General features: G+C 38.3%; 24 protein-coding genes. 4 read left to right on the top strand and 20 right to left on the bottom strand.

The window, feature by feature from the left end:
• The 9 genes from pxpB to LCP48_RS08175 all read right to left on the bottom strand — a co-directional run bounded on the left by pxpB (nt 1) and on the right by LCP48_RS08175 (nt 10402).
• The gene (gene pxpB / locus LCP48_RS08215; RefSeq protein WP_004269341.1) at nt 1–696 is read right to left on the bottom strand and encodes a 5-oxoprolinase subunit PxpB; all 696 of its coding nucleotides are present in this window, start codon (nt 694–696) and stop codon (nt 1–3) included.
• Entirely contained in the window at nt 680–1294 is a 615-nt protein-coding gene (locus LCP48_RS08210; RefSeq protein WP_004269340.1) for a pyroglutamyl-peptidase I, read from the bottom strand. The genes pxpB and LCP48_RS08210 overlap by 17 nt, the downstream gene beginning before the upstream one ends.
• Nucleotides 1295–1299: 5 nt before the next feature.
• Nucleotides 1300–3942 carry a M14 family metallopeptidase gene (locus LCP48_RS08205; RefSeq protein WP_225340847.1) on the bottom strand — a complete coding sequence of 881 codons (2643 nt, stop codon included), beginning with the start codon at nt 3940–3942 and terminating at the stop codon, nt 1300–1302.
• Nucleotides 3943–4133: 191 nt separating this feature from the next.
• Nucleotides 4134–5036 carry an ABC transporter permease gene (locus LCP48_RS08200; protein ID WP_004269338.1) on the bottom strand — a complete coding sequence of 301 codons (903 nt, stop codon included), beginning with the start codon at nt 5034–5036 and terminating at the stop codon, nt 4134–4136.
• The gene (nikB, locus tag LCP48_RS08195; protein WP_004269337.1) at nt 5036–5968 is read right to left on the bottom strand and encodes a nickel ABC transporter permease; all 933 of its coding nucleotides are present in this window, start codon (nt 5966–5968) and stop codon (nt 5036–5038) included. The genes LCP48_RS08200 and nikB overlap by 1 nt, the downstream gene beginning before the upstream one ends.
• A 67-nt stretch (nt 5969–6035) precedes the next feature.
• Entirely contained in the window at nt 6036–7616 is a 1581-nt protein-coding gene (locus LCP48_RS08190; protein WP_004269336.1) for an ABC transporter substrate-binding protein, read from the bottom strand.
• A 32-nt stretch (nt 7617–7648) separates the two neighbouring features.
• A complete protein-coding gene (locus LCP48_RS08185; protein ID WP_004269335.1) occupies nt 7649–8440 on the bottom strand; it encodes an IclR family transcriptional regulator in 792 nt (263 codons plus the stop codon).
• The gene (locus LCP48_RS08180) at nt 8437–9414 is read right to left on the bottom strand and encodes an ABC transporter ATP-binding protein (protein ID WP_004269334.1); all 978 of its coding nucleotides are present in this window, start codon (nt 9412–9414) and stop codon (nt 8437–8439) included. The genes LCP48_RS08185 and LCP48_RS08180 overlap by 4 nt, the downstream gene beginning before the upstream one ends.
• Nucleotides 9389–10402, bottom strand: coding sequence for an ABC transporter ATP-binding protein (locus tag LCP48_RS08175; RefSeq protein WP_009370488.1), 1014 nt, complete (start codon nt 10400–10402; stop codon nt 9389–9391). Before LCP48_RS08175 ends, LCP48_RS08180 begins: the two co-directional genes overlap by 26 nt.
• Nucleotides 10403–10893: 491 nt before the next feature.
• Between LCP48_RS08175 and LCP48_RS08170 the strand changes: the two genes are divergently transcribed.
• From LCP48_RS08170 to LCP48_RS08155, 4 genes are all read left to right on the top strand, one after another.
• Entirely contained in the window at nt 10894–11355 is a 462-nt protein-coding gene (locus LCP48_RS08170; RefSeq protein WP_004269332.1) for a chemotaxis protein CheX, read from the top strand.
• A 284-nt stretch (nt 11356–11639) separates the two neighbouring features.
• Nucleotides 11640–11810 (top strand): hypothetical protein, encoded by a 171-nt coding sequence (locus tag LCP48_RS08165; RefSeq protein ID WP_153802592.1) that lies wholly within the window; start codon nt 11640–11642, stop codon nt 11808–11810.
• Nucleotides 11811–11834: 24 nt separating this feature from the next.
• Complete coding sequence (locus LCP48_RS08160) at nt 11835–12326, top strand: cupredoxin domain-containing protein (protein WP_004269330.1); 492 nt, start codon at nt 11835–11837, stop codon at nt 12324–12326.
• Nucleotides 12313–13974 (top strand): b(o/a)3-type cytochrome-c oxidase subunit 1, encoded by a 1662-nt coding sequence (locus LCP48_RS08155; protein ID WP_004269329.1) that lies wholly within the window; start codon nt 12313–12315, stop codon nt 13972–13974. The genes LCP48_RS08160 and LCP48_RS08155 overlap by 14 nt, the downstream gene beginning before the upstream one ends.
• Before the next feature lie 64 nt (nt 13975–14038).
• On the opposite strand, the gene LCP48_RS08150 is transcribed toward LCP48_RS08155, so the two are convergent.
• From LCP48_RS08150 to eutC, 11 genes are all read right to left on the bottom strand, one after another.
• The gene (locus LCP48_RS08150; RefSeq protein WP_009370492.1) at nt 14039–15535 is read right to left on the bottom strand and encodes a carboxypeptidase M32; all 1497 of its coding nucleotides are present in this window, start codon (nt 15533–15535) and stop codon (nt 14039–14041) included.
• A 76-nt stretch (nt 15536–15611) separates the two neighbouring features.
• Complete coding sequence (locus tag LCP48_RS08145; protein WP_225340846.1) at nt 15612–16706, bottom strand: helix-turn-helix domain-containing protein; 1095 nt, start codon at nt 16704–16706, stop codon at nt 15612–15614.
• A gap of 266 nt (nt 16707–16972) precedes the next feature.
• Nucleotides 16973–17920 carry a malate dehydrogenase gene (mdh, locus tag LCP48_RS08140; protein WP_004269326.1) on the bottom strand — a complete coding sequence of 316 codons (948 nt, stop codon included), beginning with the start codon at nt 17918–17920 and terminating at the stop codon, nt 16973–16975.
• A complete protein-coding gene (locus tag LCP48_RS08135) occupies nt 17920–18288 on the bottom strand; it encodes a BMC domain-containing protein (protein WP_004269325.1) in 369 nt (122 codons plus the stop codon). Before LCP48_RS08135 ends, mdh begins: the two co-directional genes overlap by 1 nt.
• Nucleotides 18281–18565, bottom strand: a complete 285-nt coding sequence (locus LCP48_RS08130) for a EutN/CcmL family microcompartment protein (RefSeq protein ID WP_004269324.1) — start codon at nt 18563–18565, stop codon at nt 18281–18283. Before LCP48_RS08130 ends, LCP48_RS08135 begins: the two co-directional genes overlap by 8 nt.
• Before the next feature lie 36 nt (nt 18566–18601).
• On the bottom strand, nt 18602–19471 hold the full coding sequence (locus LCP48_RS08125) for a phosphate propanoyltransferase (protein ID WP_009370493.1): 870 nt from the start codon (nt 19469–19471) through the stop codon (nt 18602–18604).
• Between the two features lie 12 nt (nt 19472–19483).
• Nucleotides 19484–20074, bottom strand: coding sequence for a phosphate propanoyltransferase (locus LCP48_RS08120; RefSeq protein ID WP_004269322.1), 591 nt, complete (start codon nt 20072–20074; stop codon nt 19484–19486).
• Nucleotides 20075–20202: 128 nt separating this feature from the next.
• Nucleotides 20203–20481 carry a BMC domain-containing protein gene (locus tag LCP48_RS08115; RefSeq protein WP_004269321.1) on the bottom strand — a complete coding sequence of 93 codons (279 nt, stop codon included), beginning with the start codon at nt 20479–20481 and terminating at the stop codon, nt 20203–20205.
• Between the two features lie 20 nt (nt 20482–20501).
• Nucleotides 20502–21992 carry an aldehyde dehydrogenase family protein gene (locus tag LCP48_RS08110; RefSeq protein WP_202341743.1) on the bottom strand — a complete coding sequence of 497 codons (1491 nt, stop codon included), beginning with the start codon at nt 21990–21992 and terminating at the stop codon, nt 20502–20504.
• Nucleotides 21993–22007: 15 nt separating this feature from the next.
• Nucleotides 22008–22658: an ethanolamine utilization microcompartment protein EutL gene (gene eutL, locus LCP48_RS08105; protein ID WP_004269319.1), complete on the bottom strand. Its 651-nt coding sequence runs from the start codon at nt 22656–22658 to the stop codon at nt 22008–22010.
• Between the two features lie 11 nt (nt 22659–22669).
• Nucleotides 22670–23680: an ethanolamine ammonia-lyase subunit EutC gene (eutC, locus tag LCP48_RS08100; protein WP_004269318.1), complete on the bottom strand. Its 1011-nt coding sequence runs from the start codon at nt 23678–23680 to the stop codon at nt 22670–22672.

The raw sequence follows: 23680 nt of genomic DNA, 5'->3' as shown, positions 1-23680 counted from the left end.
CTACACTCCTTTGCTTTTCATTTCCCAAAATTGCTGTTGGGTTATTTCATAAAACTGAACTTCATCACCAAGTTCAAATAAAAATGGCTCTTTACCATGAACATCAAATAAATCAAACGGTGTTTTCCCTATAATATTCCAGCCTCCAGGTGAATCAACAGGATAGATTCCCGTTTGTCCACCCCCAATCCCAACTGAACTCGCTGATACAGATGCCCTTGGTTTCTGTAAGCGTGGCACAAACAACTTAGGATCAAGCTCACCTAAGTAAGGGAAACCTGGTAAAAAGCCGATTAAATAAACATAATAGCTTTTGGAAACATGCAGTGTTTTAATGTCCTCAAAAGATAGCCCTGTGAAATCCATTACACGCTTGCGATCTAAGGCAAATTCCTCATCATAGCAGACGGGTACTTTTAAAAGACGATTCGTTCCTTTATCAATTGTTGTGGAGGCTTGCATCTCAAGCCACTGCATGCCTAAACGTTCAACATCTATTTTTTGTTTAATATAAGCTGTTACTGTATGGTAGCTTGCAACACTTTCGACTAGGTTATGCCGTAGCTGCTGTTTCAGAAATCGATTAAACGTTTGGACCGCGTGAAAATTTGAGTGGGATATTTCCTCCTTGAATGCAAAACGAATAGTATGTTGACTAATCCACATCGAATGAGGAAAATCAATGATTGGTTGCACGTACCGTCTCCTCAATACAAAGCGTTACCGCAGCTATTAAATCTCCGATATTCCAGCCGGGAATTTTGCCATGTTGGATTGCCAGCTCAAATGATGCTGGAATATGAATAAAGCCAGCACGAATCCCTTCATATTGCTGTGCATAAGCGAGCCCCTCATACATAATGTTATTACATAAGTATGTACCCGCTGTATTGGAGATTTCCGCTGGATATCCTTCTGCCTGCAAACGATTTACCATACTGCGAATTGGTAAGTTTGTTAGATAAGCATCTGCCCCCTCCTCATGGATACGCTCATCAACTGGTGTATAGCCATTATTATCAGGCTCTCCGTCTTTCACATTAATGGCAAGGCGCTCTGGTGTTACTTTAAAACGACCTCCTGCTAACCCTAATGAAATGATGATTTGTGGTTTCACTTCTTCTATCTGTTGTTTTAATTGCTCCGCTGATTGCTGAAAATCTACAGATAGAATTCGTCCGACGATATCATAGCGATCTATCTTCTTTCCATTTAATGCTTCCACAATTTGCATTGTTGGATTTATTTTATAATCAAGAAATGGTTCAAACCCTGTTACTAATATTTTTGTCATATTTGTCACCTGATTTCTATCGGACGTTTTTTAATGTAGCGTCCAGATTGATTAATTTTATTTACTTTAGTAGAAATTGTAGCTTCAATAATAGCTTGATTAAATAATTTATGTGCTTCAATACAAGAAATTAATTCTTCATCATAAACAATTTCATCGGACACTTCAGAAATGATATCTAGAGCCACCCACTGCGGGTAGCGTAATATACTAACAGATGAGTAAGTTGGTGTAACTTCCATACTCCGATAAAAATTAATATTCCCCATTTCCTCAATTGGGTACTTTTGCGGATCCCATTTTGTGCCATATTTATAGTAGCGTTCACGCCAATAAGCATTTTCTTGGGCAAATGTTGAGCCCTCAAAAAACATATTCACTTTTTCAGCTACTAGTTCTAGATTTTGAGCCTGGACTTCCCTCGTATCATAATCCGCGTAACGACCAATTCCATAAATCTTGGCACTCGGAAGCGTGTAAGAAACAGGGAAAATAGGTGGACATGCATATCCTGCGAATGGTTGAACCCATTCACGAGCAGGGATTCCATGATCATCAATTACTATATCAGGTGCCCATTTTTTTAAGATGAGTGGTAAAACATTTGCTTCACCAAATACGCTTTCTTGAAATTTGACATGGGCAAACTCTAAACCTACTGCATTAAATCTTGCAGCATGATGTTTCCATTTTGGATGTTCTTTTGTCAAGCTCTCCATTATTTCATAACCATCTGGATTTGATAACGGAATAATGATCATATTAATCTTTTTCAAGATTTCAGGATGGTGACAAATAATATCTTCCATTAGCTCTAATATAGCAGGTGTACTAGATACTTCATTTGGATGATGGCCAGCTTCAAAGACAATCGTATGCTTTTCATCCGATTTTTTAAGTCCTGAATAAAAGTCACTAGTAATAGGCTCAGTCACTTCAAAAAATGGAATGACATTCCCTTTGTAAGATATATCCCCATAATTCAGTTTGACCTCAGAATAATTTTGATACCGGGTTGATAATTGATAAACATTTTTAATTTTGTATTTTAAATAATCATTCACTTTCATTACTTTGAGAAAATTACCTAAATACATTTCTACCGTTTCAAATTGCCCTTCTGGATTAAATAAAATTCTTTTTGTAACTGGAACTAGATTGGGTTTTTCATGCCATTGGTATGCCCGTATTACACTTTTAATAGGCTTATAAATATTTTCCTCTATATGAATAGAGGGAATAATGCCACCAGGAGCTTTATAAGGTTGATTAACTAATCGTCGACCGAGCTCATTAAAATAATCTAGCGTGTTAAAATATAGATCTTCGTATAACGCTTCGAAGGATGAGTTTGCTTCTTGCTTAACATTTAATTCTTCTTCAATTCCAGATGAAGTAAAGTCAATTTCGATTCGATCAAATAAAGGAAACAATTGTCCTTGATCGCGATTCGTTACATCAATATTTAATTTTCCCACTATCTGAGGAAGAAACTCATTGATGTACGTTTTATAGAAACGCTCACGATCTGACAATATTGCATTTTCTTGAACTAGTTTCCCACTTTCAAATAATCTATACCCAGCTGTAGTTGGATAGACTTTTTTCTGACCGTCAACATAATCCAATTCACTAATTAACGGATTTAGTTCAGCAATTAATACATCATCAACATAGACACCGTAAATGTGCTGCTGTGTGCTTGAAAGCTCAAATTGTACATGTTCTTTCGGTACACCATATTGCCTTTCAATCAATTCATCCACTGGATAAAGCTCCATAATCCAGCGATTATGTTGTTCTAAACCGTTTTCACTAATCCCATCCTTACATACTATTTTTACTTGTTCAAAATGGCCTGAAACAGATGGAAGTACTTCCTCTAATATCCAGTATAACCCTGTTTTAAATGCAGAGCGAACTGTAATTGTCTTTAAATTTGAAAATTTCTTATACAATTCTAAACAATAATCATCTCGATTTTTTTTAGAAGCTGTAAGATAGATTTCAGCATCAAGCATTTTATTTGGTTCATCTTGCAAAGCATTTATAATATATGACGCTTCCGATTCATCTTCCCATGTTGTTTCATACAATAAATCCGCTACATTCACTTGTTTTTCATTTAGCTCCCAAACACCAAATAAGCCACCTTCAGACACATGCTTTTCTTTTGCTATTGAATGTAGAACAGTCGGTAAGCTATCTTTTGTACCACAAATTTGAATATCGTTTCTAGAACTTAGCTCCATTAAATTTGCAGTTCCTTGCTTGATGTCAATTGAAAAATGTCGATGATCTTTTGTGATAACTGGTAAAGAAACAGAGGTAGCATACAATCCTAAACGTAATGCAAGATAGCAAACTTCTTTTATAATGGCATTGGACTTTATTTCTTGTTGTAAATTAATTTTCACACTTAAATGCTGTTGTGGATGTGCCTCGTCCTTCTCACCAGTTCCATAGGCTGACCAAAGGTGACTTAAACTTTCATAATAAGATGATGGAATGTCTGTATACGTTTCGGCCATTCCTTCACTTGCTATCGTACTTAACAACGTTGATAGCGAAGACTCGGTCTCATAATAGACTATAAAGTTGGACCCATTCTGTGAAATAAATGTACTACTATGTTGTAAAAATTCCATTGAGTACTGCTGATTTGACGCTTGAAATAAATCAAAATCTATTTCATTTGACTCTAAGCCTAACCTCGCACAAAAATCAATTAATCCTATGGGAGCAAGATTTGTAGGTAAGTTTATAAATAAAGAGGGCTTTTTTATCGTTTCATTCTTATGAAATAAAATTGAAAATATTTTAGAGTTCACAGTATCACCTAAACTTTCATATTTGGATCTAAGCGATCTCGTAACCAATCTCCTAGTAAATTAAAGCCTAGTACAGTTAACATAATTGCAATACCTGGAAATACAGAAATCCACCAAGCTGACGTCATATAATTCCGACTATCTGCCAACATGCCGCCCCACGACGGTATTGTCGGTTCAACACCTAACCCTAAAAATGTTAGGGAAGCCTCTAATAAGATAAACTCTGCGATACACATTGTTGCTAACACTAAAATCGAAGAAGCAACATTTGGTAATATGTGCTTAAGGATAATTTTAAAATGTGTTCCTCCGATTGCCTTTGCAGCCTGGATATATTCTTGTTCCTTTAGAGCTAAAATCTCCCCTCGAATTAGTCTTGCAAAACTAACCCAATATGTAAGCCCAAGAATAATGATGATTTTTTCAATCCCTGTTCCAAATACACTCATAATGACAATTGCTAGTAAAATAAATGGCAGACCCAATTGAACTTCAGCTAACCTCATAATTAAATCGTCCATCCATTTTCCAAAATACCCTGACACAATGCCTAGAAACGTTCCAAGGACTAACGATATGAGCACACCACAAATACCTACCAATAGTGAAATACGAGCACCGTATATAATCCTACTGAGCAAATCTCGTCCAACTTGGTCTCCCCCAAGTAAATATTGAGACTTACCAGTATCGTCTAACCATTTGGGCAAATCTAAACGATGTCCTAAGCTAGCTGCTCCTGGATCATATGGCGCAATATATGGGGCAAATATCGCACAAAGAACAGTCGTGACAACTAATAATAGACCGATGATTCCAGTTGGATTATTTTTAATAAACTTTAAAACACTTACTATTCTGCTAACCTTTTTTATTTCGACTGTTTCTGCTTCCATTATCTGTGTCATTAATTGTCACCTCTTCCAGTGCGTATTTTTGGGTTAATTAATGAATAACATAAATCCACAATTAGATTTACGACAATCATGATAAGAGCTAAGAGAATTACTCCACCCTGTACAACTGGATAATCTCGTTGATTAATAGAATCAACAATTAATCTTCCGATTCCTGGCCAAGAAAATACTTGCTCTACAATAACAGCCCCTCCTAGGAGTCCACCAAACTGTAACCCAACAAACGTCACAGTTGGCAATAAGGCATTTCGAAAGGCGTGTCGAATAATGACAAGCCATTCTCGAATTCCTTTTGCTCGAGCAGTTGTCACATATTGCATTTTAAGTACCTCAAGCATAGAGGTACGAATTAATCGAACTAAAATACCAGATAAAATCAGACCCAATGCAATGGATGGAAGGATCAATGAGCTAAACCCCTCAAAGCCCGATACGGGTAACCATTTTAACTGAACAGCAAAGATCAAGATTAGCATAAACGCTAACCAAAAATTAGGAAAAGAGATACCTAATAAAGAAAAAATACGCCCAAAAATATCAATAGACTTGCCTTTATAAACTGCAGAAAGGATACCGATAGGAATAGCGATTAACAATGCTACAGTCATTCCCCCTAAAGCAAGTGCGAGTGTTGGCCATGCTCGTTCTAACAACATTTCCAAAACTGGACTATTCGAACGATACGATGTGCCAAAATCAAGCGTTACTAAATCTTTCATGAATATGATATATTGCTCCCAAACAGGTCTATCTAAACCTAACTTTGCTGTCAGTTCCTCTACCGCTTGTTGTGATGGTTCCCCTGCACCGAACATGATGCTTACAGGATCACCCGTTAAACGAATGGCGAAAAATATAATTAATGAGACAGCAATTATTACCAACACGGTATGCGATAATCGTCGTAGTATATAGGAAAGCATAACTCCATCCTCCTAATTTGAAATGAAAGAGATAGTATGACAAGCATACTATCTCATAATTTTTTACTTACTCGACAGTGACACCTTCAAATCTAAAGCGGCCATCATGAGGTGGTTGGAAATCTTTTATTCGTTTATTCACTGCGTATATTTCAACCTCAGAATATAAATTAACTTCTGCAGCATCTTCATATAACACTTCTGTCAGCTCTTTAAAGATTTTTTGACGCTCCTCATTATTAATCGTTGCTCGCTCTGCCGCTAATAATTGTTCTACTTTTTCATTTTTATAGGATGGATTCCAGAATTCCCCTTCGTGATACATTAAATAAGCTGTATTATCAAAATCTAAAGTCCAACCACCCCAGCCATTTTTATACATATGGCCAGCTTTCCCTTGTGGTATTAACTCTGATTGGAATGTAGTATTTTCCACACTATTAATTGAAACTTTTAATCCCACTTCTTCTAAATAAAACGCTACTGCTTGCGCAATTTCTTTAAATGTCCCATCGGTACCTGGAATAAAGAATTCAAGTGTAGTACCTTCAGGAACCTTAGCTTCCGCAAGTAGTTTTTTTGCTTTTTCTGGATCATATGGATATGGTTCTAAATCTTTGTTATAACCAAAAGATAGATTACTTTGGAAAGAGCTAATGAGGTTACCATAGCCACCTAAAATTTCCTTCACTATTGTTTCCTTATCAATGGCATAGTTAATAGCTTGACGAACACGTACATCATCAACTGGCTTTTGTGCTGTATCAAAGCGAATTGAATACGCTGTAGGAGTGGACACATCCTTTAATTCAATGAAATCAGTTCCTTCTGCTGTTGCCGCTTGCGAAACTTCTAAACGTGTCATAATATCAATATTTCCTGTTTGTAATTCTGCTAGTGCCGTCGCTGTTTCTGGAATCACTTTAAATGTTACTTTATCTAGTTTAATAGCGTCTTTATTCCAATAATCATCGTATCGCTCAATAACTACTTGTTTATCACGTTGATAATCAGTCATTTTAAATGGACCAGTACCAACAGGCTTCATGTCAAAATTCTCTGCACCCTGTTCTTGGATATATTTAGGTGGTACGATGACAGCACCATATCCTGAAAGCTTAGTCAGTAATACTGGGTCAATGGCATTTAAGTGCATAGTAACTTCATAGTCACCTGTTACTTCAACATTATCAATTGACGTATAGTTTGAATATTGCGGACCTTTTTGACCTTCTTCTCCTAGTAAACGATCAAATGTAAATTTAACTGCTTCCGCATTAAACGGTTCGCCATTATGGAAGGTAACACCTTGTCGTAGTTTAAACACAATTGTTTTATCATCTATATATTCCCAAGATTCCGCTAACCCTGGTTGAATTTCTAAATCTAGAGAACGACTTACTAATCCTTCAAATACCGATGTTGCTACTGTACTCCAAGCAAGTAAAAACGTATCAATTGGGTCCCAGTTTTGTGGATCTCCAGCCACACGAATAACTAATTCATTTCCACGTGTTGCTGCTGGGTTTTCACCAGATGATTTGCTACCATTTTTACTTTCGTCTTTTGATGATGTGCCACCACTACATGCTGTTAAAACAATCATTATACAAACAAGTAATAGCGCAATCCATTTTTGTTTCTTCATACATTGTTCATCCCCTTTTGTATTTGTGCTATCTATACGCCATATGGATATGGCATCGAATAACCTAGTTCAGCAGATATTGAAGCTGCCGTTTCCCACAGACCTTCTAAAAATGCATTTATTTTTTCTTTTGGTATTAGCGTCTCTATGCCTGCTAAACTAATCGAGTATTCTACTTTGCGTTCGCTATTGAAAATCGGTACTGCTATTGATACAGTGCCTTCTTCCAATTCTGATACGCTGTAGGCATAGCCATTTTTTTTCCCAAATTCAATGAGTTCAAATATCTCTTCATCAGTAACAGGTGTTCCACTAGCATATTTTTTACGAGGTTTTTGAAGTACCTCATTAATTTTCTCCTCTGATTGAAAGGATAAAAGTACCCTTGAACAAGCGCCTGCATAAAGTGGTGCTCTTCTTCCCACTCGTGTATAAAGTAAAACCGGTTTTAAACTTTCAATTTTTTCAATATAAAGACCATCTGTTTCATCCAGTACGCTTAGTTGAACAGCCAAGTCAAACTTCTGTTGCAACATCTTCATATACGGTATAGCCAAAGAGCGAATTTCAATTGAATTTGCTGCAATTGCACCTAATTCAATGAGTTTATTCCCAAGTAGATAATGATCACTCAATACTAACTGTCCACCACTTTGAATATAAGGACGTTTTAATACGCCTAAATCTGTAAATGTTTTTAAAAACCTATGTAAAGTCGGTTTAGGAATATCTGTTTCGATTGCTAGCTCGTCTAACCGCCAAGAAGGTTTCTCTTCAGTAAATAACGTTAAAATATTAATACCTTTTTCCAATGTTTTGCTCATGTTAATCGCTCCATTTGCTCTTCATAAAGTAAACAGGAAACTTCATGCTTATCGCCAATTTTTTTTAATTTTGGAGGTGTCACCTTGCATATTTCCATGCAGTTTGGGCATCGTGTATGGAATGTGCAGCCCGATGGTGGATTAGCAGGATTGGGAACATCTCCACTTAGCACAATACGCTCCTTTACTTTTAAAGGATGAGATTTTGGTAATGCGGATAGTAAAGCTTTTGTATATGGATGTTTAGGATTATTAAATAATTCGTGTTTATCTGCCATTTCCACTAACTTACCTAAGTACATTACCCCTATGCGGTCACAAAAGTGATGCACTACACTTAAATCATGAGATATGAAAATGTAGGTAAGGTTCATTTCCTTTTTTAAATCTTTCATAATATTTAATACTTGAGATTGAATCGAAACATCAAGAGCAGATACTGGTTCATCTGCAACAATCAATTTTGGATTGGACACTAATGCTCTAGCAATTCCAATTCGTTGTCTTTGACCACCTGAAAATTCATGTGGAAAACGTTCTAACTGCTTTTGTGTAAGTCCAACCTGTTTGGCTACTTCATAGACACGTTGCTTTCTCTCTCCCCTTGTACCTATTCCAAAATTCACCAAAGGTTCTTCGATTATTTTAAACACCTTCATACGAGGATTAAGGGAAGAAAAAGGGTCTTGAAAGATGATTTGCATATCACGACGTTTTTGACGTACCTCTTTTGGGCTAAGAGTGGCAATATTTTCTCCATTCAGTAAAATTTCGCCTTCAGTAGGTGTAAGAAGTTGGATTAATGTTTTACCCATAGTCGACTTTCCGCACCCTGACTCTCCGACAATTCCTAAAACCTCACCCTCATTTACAAAAAATGAAACATCATCTACTGCTTTTAAATGCCCTGAACGTGATCCTTTAACTGAAAAATATTTCTTTAAGTGTTTAACTTCTAACAATGGACTGCCCATTGACAATTCCCCCTCCCACTTCGTTCTCTTCATACAGCCAACATCTTACCTTGGTATCATTAGACGTTGTAAATAGATCAGGCTTCTTTTTACATTGATCTGTTGCAAATTCGCATCGATCGAAAAATCTACAACCTGAAGGCATATCGGATGGTGATGGCACCACCCCTTCAATTGATGGAAGGTACTCTTGTTCTGATTCAATGTCAGGCAATGAATTTAATAACCCTTTGGTATATGGATGAAGCGGCTGATTAAACAAATCTAGCACTGTAGCCTCTTCAACAATTTCACCAGCATACATCACGATTACTCTCTCACATATTTCCGCTACTACACCAAGATCATGGGTAATTAAAATGATGGACATATCTAGTTTTTCTTGTATGTCTTTCATTAAATCTAAAATCTGAGCCTGAATTGTCACATCTAATGCTGTAGTAGGTTCGTCTGCAATTAATATTTCTGGTCCACAAGCCAATGCCATGGCAATCATAACCCTTTGTCGCATTCCTCCTGATAATTGATGAGGATATTCATTCACTACTTTATCGGGACGAGGAATACCTACGAGACGAAGCATGTCAATGGCACGTTCATGAGCTTCTTTCCTTGAAATTTTTTCATGACTATGAATCATTTCCATAATTTGCGAACCAACTTTATACACTGGATTGAGCGAACTCATTGGTTCCTGAAATATCATAGAAACTTTTTTCCCACGAATCTTTCGCCATTCCTTCTTCGACTTTTTATTAATTTGCTTTTGATCTATGTAAACTTCTCCACCTTGCCAGTTAACCCCAGCAGGTAACAATCCCATAAGTGAAAGTGATGTCATGCTTTTTCCACAACCTGATTCCCCTACAATCCCCAAAGTTTTGCCTTTTTCAAGTTGAAATGATACTCCATTCACAATAGCAATATCTTTTTTATTTTGTTGAATACCTATTTTCAAATCGCTTACTTCTAAAATATTCAAACTCATTTCCCCCCTCCGTTCCAAAATATGAAACGCGATTCCATTTTTTAAATCTTAACAGAAAAAACCGGGTTATTTCAATAGTTTTCAGAAAAAAATAAAAATTCATTTTAATTAAATTATTCCAAAAAAACGTTTAATTCATTTATTCACGATCTTCATTCCTAGAAATACAAAAAACATGGCCCGAATATTCGGACCATGCCTAAAAATGTATATCAAGTATTATCTCTTATTTCAAATGTGCAGTTGCCTGGTTTATGACGTATTTTCCAACTCCAATATAGATCACGACAGCTGCTCCAATCAATACGAAAGTCATTGCGAACCGCTCCTTCTTCGTTATTTTTCGTTAAGTTTTCAGACGTTTACGTTGAATTTGAAAATCATTCTCATTAATATATTATAAATTTCACGTGAATTCGTCAAGACATACTTTCATCTTACCCTTTTTACATGGTAAGATGTAGAAAAGTCGGAAAAAGGATGCGGTAATGATGAGTAATTCGAAGTACTTTCAAACTATTTTAAACGGGACAATCCACGCTTTAAAAACCATTCTTCCTATGGATATAGAAGTAAAGTCGCCTAGTATTATTTCTGAACCCTTTCAACAGCAACAAATGGGCGTATTAATTGGCTTAATCGGAGATTTAAAGGGACGCGTCATCATTGATTCCTCTCCCGAAGTGTTCAGTGGGATCGGTAGTACCATGTTCGGTATGCCGCTTGAAGGAGAAATGCTAGAATCCTTTACAGGGGAATTTGGTAACATGATTGCAGGAAATTTATGTACAGCTGTTGGGCAAGAAAGCTTAGAAATTGATATCACTCCGCCAACGGTGATGGTGGGCAATACAAAATTATATGGCTTTGAAAAGGCATTTGCACTCCCAGTTTCGGTCCCAAGCGTCGGTGCCCTAACAGTTCTATTAACAATTGAAGAAGAAGCAGAATAGAGCTTAGTAGGTTTTAAGTCTGTTCCAAATAAGACATTGTATGCAAGACATTCAGCATTTATTTGTAAGACTTGCCGTTTGCCCAAAAGGACTAAGAAGGACAGTTCTCCCTTCCTTACAATCTTTTATTTTTATTAAAAAAAGTTAATTATAATCATTAAACAAGCCATCTCAATGACTTTTGAGATGGCTTGTTTTTTTCTCTCTTAAATTCTTCACACTTTTTTCACATAATTCCTCTAGAAGTGTGATTTTTTTCACATCAAAATGCAGGGGATTTTTATATGATGGCTGTAAGAAACACAACAATAAAAAGCGTAGGAGGAGCAAAAATGGCAAATAAAAAGAAGTCAGATGAAAATTTAAAAGGTTCACTCTATGCAGTTTTTGGAGTAGGTATTATCATCATTTTACTTTGGGTGTACTGCTTCGATTTGTTCATTGGACGGTTTTAATCTACGAAGAAGGGACAGAAACATATGCACATACATAAGTATGAGAAATACTGGCTTGTTTTTGGAGTTACCACTTTAGTGGCATTCCTGATCATTCTCGGTATCGGAGCATTTCATCAAGGCTCCCATCCAAACAATGGTAAAAAAACACTAGATTACGAGAAAGTGAAAGAGACAGCACCTTTTGATAATCCAGGTGTCCATAAGGTTGAAGGTAAAGATTGGGATTACGAAGTGGTAGTAGTTGCTTCTGCATTCAATTATAATCCTCCACAAATTGAGGTTCCACTTGGTGCAAAAGTGAAATTTATCGCGACAAGCGAGGATGTTATGCATGGTTTTGAGGTTGCAGGTACGAATATCAATATGATGCTTGAGCCTGGCTATATTTCGGAATATGTGACAGAAGTCAATAAAGTTGGCGAGTTTTTAATCGTATGTAATGAGTATTGTGGTACAGGACATACGATGATGCACTCTATGCTAAAGGTGGTGGATTCAAATGAGTCACACTAATTCAATGACAAAAGTGGATCGTCGAGATGCAAAGCTAGCAATGGCACATATTTACGTGGCATTTATCGCATTGTTATTAGGTGGTCTTGCAGGTTTATTACAGGTTTTTGTACGTTCTGGTCAATTTACATTACCAGCAGGCATTGGTTATTATCAAGTATTAACAGTTCATGGTGTATTACTCGGTCTTATATTAACTACATTCTTTATTTACGGCTTCCAAATCGCAAGTGTAAGTCGAACATCTGGTACATTCACTGACACTCAGAGAAGACTTGGCTGGATTGGTTTCTGGTTAATGACGATCGGGACAGCTGCTGCCGCAACGATGGTGTTATTGAATAAAGCAACTGTTCTTTATACATTCTATGCACCATTAAAGGCACATTGGATTTTCTATTTAGGTCTTACATTAGTCGTTGTTGGTTCTTGGGTTGGCGGCGCAGGTCAAATATTACGTTATGTACAGTGGCGCAAAGAAAATAAAGCGAGTGGACAACGTAGCCCCTTACTATCATTTATGGTAGTTGTTAATAATTTAATGTGGTTCGTGGCAACGCTTGGTGTGGCAGCTTCTGTTTTAATTCAATTATTACCATGGTCATTAGGTTTAATTGAGCGTGTCGATGTGGCATTATCACGTACCCTTTTCTGGTATTTTGGTCATGCACTCGTATACTTCTGGTTATTACCTGCCTATATGGTTTGGTACGTGATTATTCCAAAAGTAATTGGCGGAAAAATTTTCTCCGATTCTTTAGCAAGACTTTCGTTTATGCTATTCTTACTCTTCTCTATTCCTGTTGGGATTCACCATCAGTTAACAGAGCCTGGTATTGATGGTACATGGAAGTTCATTCAAGTTGTTTTAACATTTGCTGTTATCGTACCTTCTCTCATGACAGCCTTCTCGATGTTTGCCATGTTCGAGTTACGCGGACGTGAATTAGGTGGCAAAGGACTATTTGGTTGGTTTAAAAAATTACCTTGGAAGGATGCTCGTTTCTTCGTACCATTTATCGGTATGGTGTCATTTATTCCAGGGGGTGCAGGCGGTATTGTCAATGCCTCTTATCAAATGAACCAATTAATTCATAATACCATTTGGGTTACAGGGCATTTCCATTTAACGATTGCAACAGCTGTTGTTTTAACTTACTTCGGTGCGGCATTCTGGTTAATTCCACATTTAACAGGTCGTACACTTTCGAAGTCTTTAAATAATCTTAGTAATTTCGCTGGTATCTTATGGGCTACTGGTATGACGATTATGTCTTCAGCAATGCATATTGCTGGTCTAATTGGTGCGCCTCGTCGCTCAGATTACTCAGAATATGGTGGCGCTCAGCAGGCTTACGATTGGATTCCTTATCAAATCGCGCAAGCTGTGGGTGGAACAATCCTCTTTATCGCCATCCTAGTGATCATTTATATCGTCGTGAAATTAGCTTGGTTCGCACCTAAAGGCGAAGAGGAATTCCCAGTAGGTGATGTACATGAGCTTAGCGGTCCGACACCAGCTATTTTAGAAAACTTTAAAATATGGCTTGTTATTTTAGTAGCCTTAATTTTATTCGCTTACACAGTACCAATTATCGATATTATTTCAAACTCACCAGCCGGCTCTAAAGGCTATCAATTGTGGTAAGCATCCAAACGCATCTTCCTATAAAAAAGCGATTTCTCTGTAACGAGAAATCGCTTTTTTCACTTTATAATTGATAGAGTTTCGTATATTTTTCTTGTAAGTAGTCTGCCAGATACTTGGCATTTAAGCCTTCCCCTGTCGCTTCTTTCAGCAATTCAAACGGCTTTTTCAATGCTCCATATTGATGAACTTTATCAGTTAGCCACTCTCGAATTGGCAGTAGCTCTCCCTTTTCTAGTAATTCATCAAAATTAGGAATATCCTTGTCCATTGCATGTTTCCACTGCGCTGCATAAATCATCCCCAATGCATAGGATGGGAAATAGCCAAACATGCCGCCTGACCAATGCATGTCTTGTAGCACTCCTTGTGCATCTGTCTCAGGACGAATACCTAAATATTCCTCATATTTATCATTCCATACCTGTGGTAGATCCTTCGCCTGTAAATCCCCATTGAACAAGTCACGTTCAATCTCATAGCGAATCATGATATGTAATGGATATGTTAGTTCATCTGCTTCAATGCGAATCAAAGATGGTTCTACCATATTGATGGCACGTAAAAAATCTGCTAATGCCACATCACCAAATTGAGCTGGTGAAAAGTGCTGAAGACGTCCGTAGTTATGCTCCCAGAACTTTTCATTTCTGCCGACAAAGTTTTCATAAAATAATGATTGGGATTCATGAATCCCCATCGATGTACCAGTCGCTAATGGCAGACCAGCAAGTTTTTCATCAATGTTTTGCTCATACATCGCATGTCCGCATTCATGAATTGTGCCAAAAATAGCTGAACGGAAATCATTTTCATCATATTTCGTTGTAATGCGAGCGTCACCATAGTTTAAGCCAATCATGAATGGATGGACACTTTCATCCAAGCGACCAGCATCGAAGTCATAGCCGAGCTGAGCAAGCAATTCTAACGATAATTCACGCTGTGCCTCACGCGGGAAATGCTTAAATAACATGGTAGTATCGGGTTTATTCGATGAATGAGCAATTTTTTGAACAAGCGTCACAATAGACTCTCGTAATTCACCAAATACTTGATCTACGACATCTGTCGTCATATCTGGCTCATACAAATCTAATAATGTATTGTATGGAGATCCATTTTTAATGCCCCAATATTGAATGAATTTTTTCTGCCATTGTATGATTTCTTCTAGGTATGGTAGGAATAGAGCAAAATTATTCGTCGCCTTCGCTTCTTCCCAAGCCGTTTCTGCCTTCGATTGAAGAATGACGAATTCTTTATATTCATTCGCAGGGATTTTTTTATTTTGATCGTAATTCTTTCTTACTTCTTCTACTAAACGTAGTGTTACATAGTCAAGATCAGCTTTTTGTGCCTCTAATGCTGCTAAAAGCTCTCCTAGTTCTTCACTCGTCTGCATATCAAATAAGGAGGCTGATAATGTACCAATTACCTCAGAACGTTGTGCTAACCCCTTTTTCGGTGCACCCGTCCGCATATCCCAATAAATCACATTGAGCGCTTCCTCATAATGCTGCATTTTCTTCACATAGTCTGTAAATTGTTGAACAGTCATGCATTCATCCTCCTTTTCACGTTATAAGTTTATCATATTTTCGAAAATTTTGTATATTGCGGACTTTCCAGGGTAATTATTCAGAATATTCTTTTTTTATCTTCCCTATTATTTTGATATATTGTCTATCCCCTAATCCATAGTGTGGAAATAGGGAAAACAATTGCTTTAACAGGTCATTTTGAGATAGATTGAGGTGTTTTTTTATAAACGTAGTGATCTCATTCTCTTCATTTAAATAACTGAAAAATAATTGAATGCCCTGATACATGACAGGTATAAGCGTTGTCTTGGGCAAACGATGGTGCAACAATACCTCTTGATAGACCTCCCCATACGGTCCAAGTTCTATCTCTGTTTCTTCCACATCATAGGTCATTTCCTTGACCATATAATAATAGACTTTGCCTTGATACCTTTGTTGCTCTAAGAAAGCAAGGACGGTCAATAAATTCATCTGACAAAACATATCATCTCCAAACCATAAAACAATACATTTATAGTCATTTGTTAACAATGGCTTCAACGGCTTCAATGTCACCTGCTCATATTGCTGTAAAGACACCTCATGCCCTATAGCACGCAGTTTATTAAATTCTTCACTGAAAATCGGACTAATCGTTGGATTCGTACACATCGCTTCATTGAAAGGAACGTAATCACTGTTGCCCATTAATTGTTGTTTTGCGAACTCCTCATACATCATTTGACCATTTAATACATTCAGTAGCTCTTGATCATATTGTGCATTCATCTTCTCTTGTAATGCCTCAATTTTTAATTTTTGAGAAATATCCATCGTCAACCATCCTCCATCATCCTGTAATCTTAACTTTACAAAGGTTTGTAAAGGTTGAGGAGATTTTCTGTAATCATTCGGACTTATACCAAAGTACCTTTTAAAAGCTCTAGAAAAGGATTCCTGTGATGAAAAGCCGTAGTGAAAGGCGATATCGATTATTTTCTTTTGGGGATCTTTTAATGCAATAGTAGAAAGATAAATTTTACGTAGTGATCTATATTTTTTAATCGTCATCCCGGTCGTCTGATGGAATTTAAAAGAACAGTAATAAGGAGAATAACCCATATCCTTTCCTAATTGCTCTAATGAAAACCCTTCTGATAGGTGACGCTCAATCCAATCAATCATCTCCTGTACAATGTTGTTCATCCACATCCCTCCTAATTTCATTATAGTAGAAGCGATTATGATTTTTATGATATAAGTTGTGAATGAAAAAACTGCAGCAAACTTTAAAGTCTGCTACAGTTTCTGCTCTCATAAATAGTGAAGAGCTTTCTATATAATTGGGGATTTATACTAGCCTTCAAGTCATGTTCGGTTTCCAATCAAACATTTTTTGAGCTATCATGAAGTTTTATTGGAAAGAAAGTTGGGGATCCTTTCGATCCATTGAAAAATAGAGTCTGTTTACTCTATTCAATGTTTTGGCAAATAGCAATTACCTGTTTCACAGCCTCTGCAGAGTGCTGAAGGGCTGCTTGTTCTTCATTTGTTAGGTGCAATTCGATGACAGATTCGATGCCATTGCCACCTAAAATAGTTGGTACCCCTAAAAAGAGATCATGGTACCCATATTCTCCTTCTAATAGGGCAATAGAAGGGATAATTTTTCGTTGATCTTTGATAATAATTTCAACCATTTGGGCACACGCTGCGGCCGGTGCATAGTAGGCACTACCATTACCTAGTAAGCCAACAATTTCACCACCGCCTTTACGCGTACGCTCCACGATTTGCTGTAGTCGTTCCTGAGGAATTAGTTTCTCTAATGGAATACCGCCTGCATAGGAATAACGGATTAATGGTACCATTTCATCGCCATGTCCTCCTAGGACGAAGCCTGATACATCCTCTGGTGCAATGTGAAGCTCCTGCGCCACAAACGTGTTGAAGCGAGCTGTATCTAACACACCAGATTGACCAATGATACGATTTTTGGCAAATCCTGTTTCCTTATGACATACATACGTCATGGCATCAACAGGATTACTCAAAACAACAACAATACTATTTGGAGCATAGTGTTTAATTTGTCTTGAAACCTGTTGAATGATTTTAGCATTTGTTGTGACTAAGTCATCACGACTCATCCCTGGTTTACGTGGAATACCTGCTGTAATGACAACAATATCCGCGCCAGCGATATCTTCATATTGACTCGTGCCTTTAATGGACACATTGAATTTTTCGATGGGACCTGTTTGTAGCAAATCCAAAGCTTTTCCTTTTGTCGGGTTCTCAGCTTCTGGAATATCAACAAGCACTACATCGCCTAATTCTTTCTGTGCTAAAAATAAACTCAGTGTAGAACCAGTATGTCCTGCTCCAATAACAGCGATTTTATTTTTACGAAATGCCATTATACCTCACCTCGATTATCTGTCGCCGATGTTGTTTCTGTTGTTTTTTTAGCACGAGTTGCTGTTGGTGCAGAGACTGCCTTTTTCTTTGGTGCCTCTGGTCCTTTAATCATATTAAAGACATCTTCATCAGGTCTCGGAATGACGTGAGCGCCTAATAATTCACCAACACGCATAGCTGCTGCTTTTCCAGCCTCTACTGCAGCTTGTACAGAACCTACGTCACCCTTCACGACAATCGTCACGATGCCACCATCCACAAATTCTTGTTTGACGATTGTGACATCTGACGCTTTAATCATCGCATCAGCAGCTTCATAAGAACCAACTAATCCTTTTGTTTCGATCATTCCAATTGCGCTACTCATTGTCCTCACCTCTCATTACTTCTGTAGAATCAATAATACCAATGACAACTGCATCAATCGGTAACGGATTATCTTTCATAATATAGCGAGATGACCCACCACTTGTAATCAGGACATCATCACCAATACCCGCTCCTATACGATCAGCTGCAACCATTTCTGTGCGAATCGGCTGTTGATTGGAATCAATAGGTTGAATGATTAGTAGCTTTAAACCATTCAGCCCCTCCTCCTTGCGTGTTGCCCATACACTGCCTATCACTCTTCCCATTTGCATGAACTTCACCCTCTTTATGCGACACACATTGTCTAACTACTCTGAACGAATCGTTAATGTTTTATTTAACTCTCGCAGCTTATCATAAGCCAATGCTGTCACAATGGTTTTCTTTGGAACGACAATTTCTTGTGCATCGATATCGAGCACTTCTATTTGTGAAAGTAGCTTTTTGTCATAATGATAGACGGATGGTTGCTCTACTTTCTGTACGACTGGCGACTGCTCTTTCACAGTGATCATAGGTTCACTTACTTGATGATGCACGATTTCTGCAAGCGTTCCTTGCTGAATTAACCCTGCATTTGCTTCATCTGTATCAATATGCATTTCTAAGCGATAGCGCTCTGAAACACGGATAACCACATTCGATAAAATAATTGGGCGAATACCTTCTACCTTAATTTGGACAGATTGCCCATCTACGACTTGGAATCTCGCACTATCCGCTGGGGACATATGAATATGTGCCTGTGCAATAATGAGGCCTTCATTTAACACAACACTTCCCTTTGGACCAATTAATGTAACAGGACTGGAACCTTGAATATCACCAGAAATTCTTAATGGTGGCTTCAGACCTAATTTCATAGCATCTGTCCAGCTTACTTCCACTTGCGATAAGGAACGAGCGGGACCAAGAATACGCACGCGCTCAATTGACCCTTTTGGACCTGCAATTACTACAGTTTCCTCCGCAGCAAATTGCCCTGGCTGTGAAAGCTCGAATTTCGGTGTGAGCTGATAATTTTCACCAAAGAGCTGTTCCACTTCTGCTTGTGCAAGATGGACATGACGGGCAGATACACCAATCGGTATTTTACCGTCATGTGGAGGGGAAGATTGATTTTTTAAGACTTGTTGCAGAACTTCTTCCACAATTTTTTGCACTAAATTTTCTTGCATCTTGCCTCCTCCTTACGATGATACTTTTATTAATTTACCCTGTGCCTGCTGTTCGATAAAACCAGCATTTGCTTCATCCGTATCAATGTGCATTTCCAGACTAAAATCATTGGAAACACGTACAACGACACCTCGGAAAGTGACAGGTCGATCACTTACAACTTCTACTGAAACTAATTCATTATTGCGTACTTCCAATGCTTTGGCATCTTCCTCAGTCATATGAATATGCGCTTGCGCAATGATGACTCCCTGCTGGATCTCTATTTCTTTGTCTTGAGAAAGTATTTTAATACCCGCAGAATTGTCAATATCACCTGATTGACGTAAAGGTGGTGTCACTCCTAGCTTCATGGCATCAGTGCGGCTTACCTCTACTTGGGTTGCTGGTCTTACAGGTCCAAGGACACGGACATTATGAATAACGCCTTTAGGTCCCTCAATAGAGACGCGCTCTTTTGCAGCAAATTGCCCTGGCTGTGATAAGTCGAAATCTTTCGTTAGGGCTGCATTTGGACCAAAAAGTGCTTGTAAATCCGCTTCACTTAGATGGATATGACGAGCCGAAATGGCCACTGGAAAAGTTTTTGTTGCTGTTGTCATGTTAGCCACCTCTTTATTTTGTTGATGATTTTATCTGGACAAGGTGAGAGCTGTTCTAAAGTTAGATCCAGCTCTCCTCTATAAATGGTAGTTATTTTTCCATCTATAGCGTTTGAAAGAACATGAAATTATGCTTCAGCTTTTGGTAAAATCATTTCTAATTCGTGGTGTGGACGTGGAATTACATGGACAGATAATAGCTCTCCTACACGTTGTGCTGCTGCTGCCCCTGCATCTGTTGCTGCTTTTACTGCACCTACATCACCACGTACAAGAACTGTTACAATCCCGCCACCTACATGTACTTTGCCTACTAAATTAACGCTTGCTGCCTTTACCATTGCGTCTGCTGCTTCAATTGCCCCTACTAAACCTTTTGTTTCTACCATTCCTAATGCTGTACTCATTTGTCATTCCTCCAAATAATTTATTTTTTTTGTAATGTGATTTGTTTTAATACTTGATCGACAATTTGTTGAACCATCGTTGTATCAAGAGTAGGTTCTTGTGAAACTACCGATTCAACAACGGACTGTACTTCGAATTCTGGTTTTGGCACTTCGACATCTTTAATGCCATACGCCATACGTTTGATATTTAATAAATGTCTTGCTGTAATGTTATCTGACGTAATATTGCCGCCAAATGTCCCACAGCCTAATGTAAAGGATGGCGCCAAGCCTGTTGTGCCACCTACTGCACCAATTGAGGATAATGTATTAACCACAATTCGTGATACTGGTAATTCGACAGAAAATTGCTCTGCTAATGCTGCATTTTCAGTGTGAATGGAGCATGTATGTCCGCGTCCTCCAATATTTAGCAGGTCAATCATCACCTGCTTGGCTTCTGTACTGTTTTCAACAACATAAAGCGCAAAGATCGGTGATAGTTTTTCAAGAGAAAACGGAATATTTTTACCAATCATTGTTTCGAAGCCCACAAGAACTTTTGTATCGTCTGGTACCGTGATACCAACAGAATCTGCTAGGCAAGTAGCTGATTTACCGACAATCTGAGGATTTACTTTCCCAGGAACTGGCGAGATCAATTTTTCCATTTTAGCTTTTTCTTCGGCATTTAATAGATAAGCACCATTTTTCTTTAATTCTGTTTGCACTTGCTCTGCAATCACCTTATCCACAATAATAGCTTGCTCTGTTGCACAGATTGTGCCATTATCGAACGATTTACTTTGCACCAATTGGCGTACAGACTTTTGAATATTAGCTGATTTTTCAATGTAAGCTGGGACATTTCCTGGGCCAACCCCATAGGCAGGTTTGCCAGAGCTATAGGCTGCCTTGACTAATGCACCACCACCCGTAGCTAAAATTAAATGGATGTTTGGATGCTTCATTAGCTGCTGTGTTGCTTCCATGGAGGACATTGTTAAACATTGTAGTAATCCTTCTGGCGCACCTGCTTTCTCAGCAGCTACTCGACAAATATCTAAAGCCTCTTTTGTACATTTCACTGCATATGGGTGTGGACTAAGTACTAAACCATTTCTCGTTTTTAAAGAAATAAGTGTCTTAAAGATCGCTGTAGAGGTTGGATTTGTTGTTGGTACGATACCAGCAATGACACCGAAAGGACTTGCAATTTCGGCTACTTTTTTCATCCGATCATAGCCCACAATACCAACTGTTTTTAATTCTTTAATATCTTCATAGACATCTCGTGAAGCAACTTCATTTTTCATCTTTTTATGGTTAGGAATACCCATTCCTGTTTCTTGCACAGCCATTTTTGCTAAACGCTCTGCTTCCTTAAAGGCAGCATCCGCGACAGCCTTTACAATGTTGTCTACTTGTTGCTGAGAAAATTGCATATAGGCAGCCTGTGCTGTATTAGCATGTTTAACGGCATCTCTCATTTCCTGAATCGCTAATAAGTCTTTGTCTAATGTGGCCATAAAGCCGCCTCCCTTCTAGATCACTGGGTTTCTAGCTATATTTTCAATAGCTTCTCTGAATGCATGTGCCGCAGCCTCGCATGAAGATTGACTGCCAGTTAATAAGCCGCCCCCAAAATTGGTTTCAGATGGAGGACCAAAGAAAACCTTTAGCTCAACATCTGCAGCCTTTAATGCTGCATCTAATCCTACAACTGCTTCAAGCGGCGGTGCGATTAAATAAGCAAGTGGGGTGCCAACCTTTACATCTGCAAGCTCAGCAAGATACGTCCCACAGCTTGCTACGGTATGGGCAAACAAGGCATGATTGTCATTATTATTAATGGCTTCAAAATACGTATCAAATTCAATTTTTTGTTGAATGGCATCAAGACCACTACGAATTTCATCAGGTGAGCTTCCAGCAATAATGCCAATCACTTCACCTGACAATGGACCAGACGAATGTGCCGCTCCCGCATAAAAGCTTTTTGCATAGACAACATCGACATCTGCCTTTTTCGTCGCCTCATCTAAGGCTACATAGCCCACATCGTCGATTGTCAGAGTGACAAGTCCAATGCTATGATGATGTGGCTTTAAATCTAACTGCTCTGCTAGTTCACTATTGACTCTTGGAATGGTTTGCATCGCCAAGATTTGAGCCATAATTTTTTGAGGATACATATTTCAGCCTCCTAACCTTCTTTTGCGACAAGCTCTACGCCACTTGCCTGATAATGCAGAATTTTTTCTACGACTGTGCCAAGATAAGCTCCCGCTTCTAATGGTGGGATACCACCCTTATGGATATTTGAAATTACCATGCGTTCCGCTTCCACTGTCCCAATTCTTGGCTTGTAGCATAAATATGCACTCATCGATTCTGCCGATACGAGCCCTGGCCGCTCACCAATTAGATAAACAATGACCTCTGCCTGTAGCAGCTCACCAATCTCATCCATTAAGGCAACACGTCCTTTATCGATATAGAACGTAGTACCGATGTCAATATTTAAATTGCTAAGACTTTGCTGAAGGGCTAAGTAAACATCTTGAACATTCTCCTCAATCGCACTTGCGCTCAAGCCATTCGAGATAATAATCTGTACCTTTGGGTGTGGTTTACATTTTTGCTGAATCAATGCCTTTGATTCTTCTGATAAACGACGCCCTAAGTCAGGTCTTGTAATGTATTCCTCTTTATCTGTGACCTTCGTTGTGACCTGAAAGACATCAAGCTTTTGTAAAAGTTCTTCTGTCACTTCGCCATATACAGCATCTACTGCAGCAGCATGATCGAGTCGGAATTTTAACCAGGTTTTCGTTTTCGGTCTTGTCCCCGCTCTCCCTACACCAATACGAGCAGGTGTATGTTTCTTAGCAGCCTGCACACTTTCACTTAAGGATCCTGCTTCAAACTGAAAGGGCTTGATCGGCACAGCGTCATTTACTGATTGGTCGAAAGTAGCAGAAGTAACCGTTGTTACTCGCTGTGGAGCTCCATGCTGATACAGCTGAATTAATGGCTCCTGTGATGTTGCGATAGCTTCTATTGTTTCTGAAGAACGATTTTCTACTGTATCATAAAATTTAATAAGTGGTTGTTCTGTTGGAGTAGCTGCTATTTCAGGTGTTTGGCTACCTGTACTTTTCTCCATCTTCTCCATGACAAGCTGTGTAATCATAGAAACTAATTGATCATTCAC

Source organism: Lysinibacillus capsici (assembly GCF_020217405.1).
GTDB lineage: Bacteria > Bacillota > Bacilli > Bacillales_A > Planococcaceae > Lysinibacillus > Lysinibacillus capsici.
The sequence above is the reverse complement of the archived record's forward strand: the minus strand, read 5'-3'. Positions and strand labels throughout refer to the sequence as shown.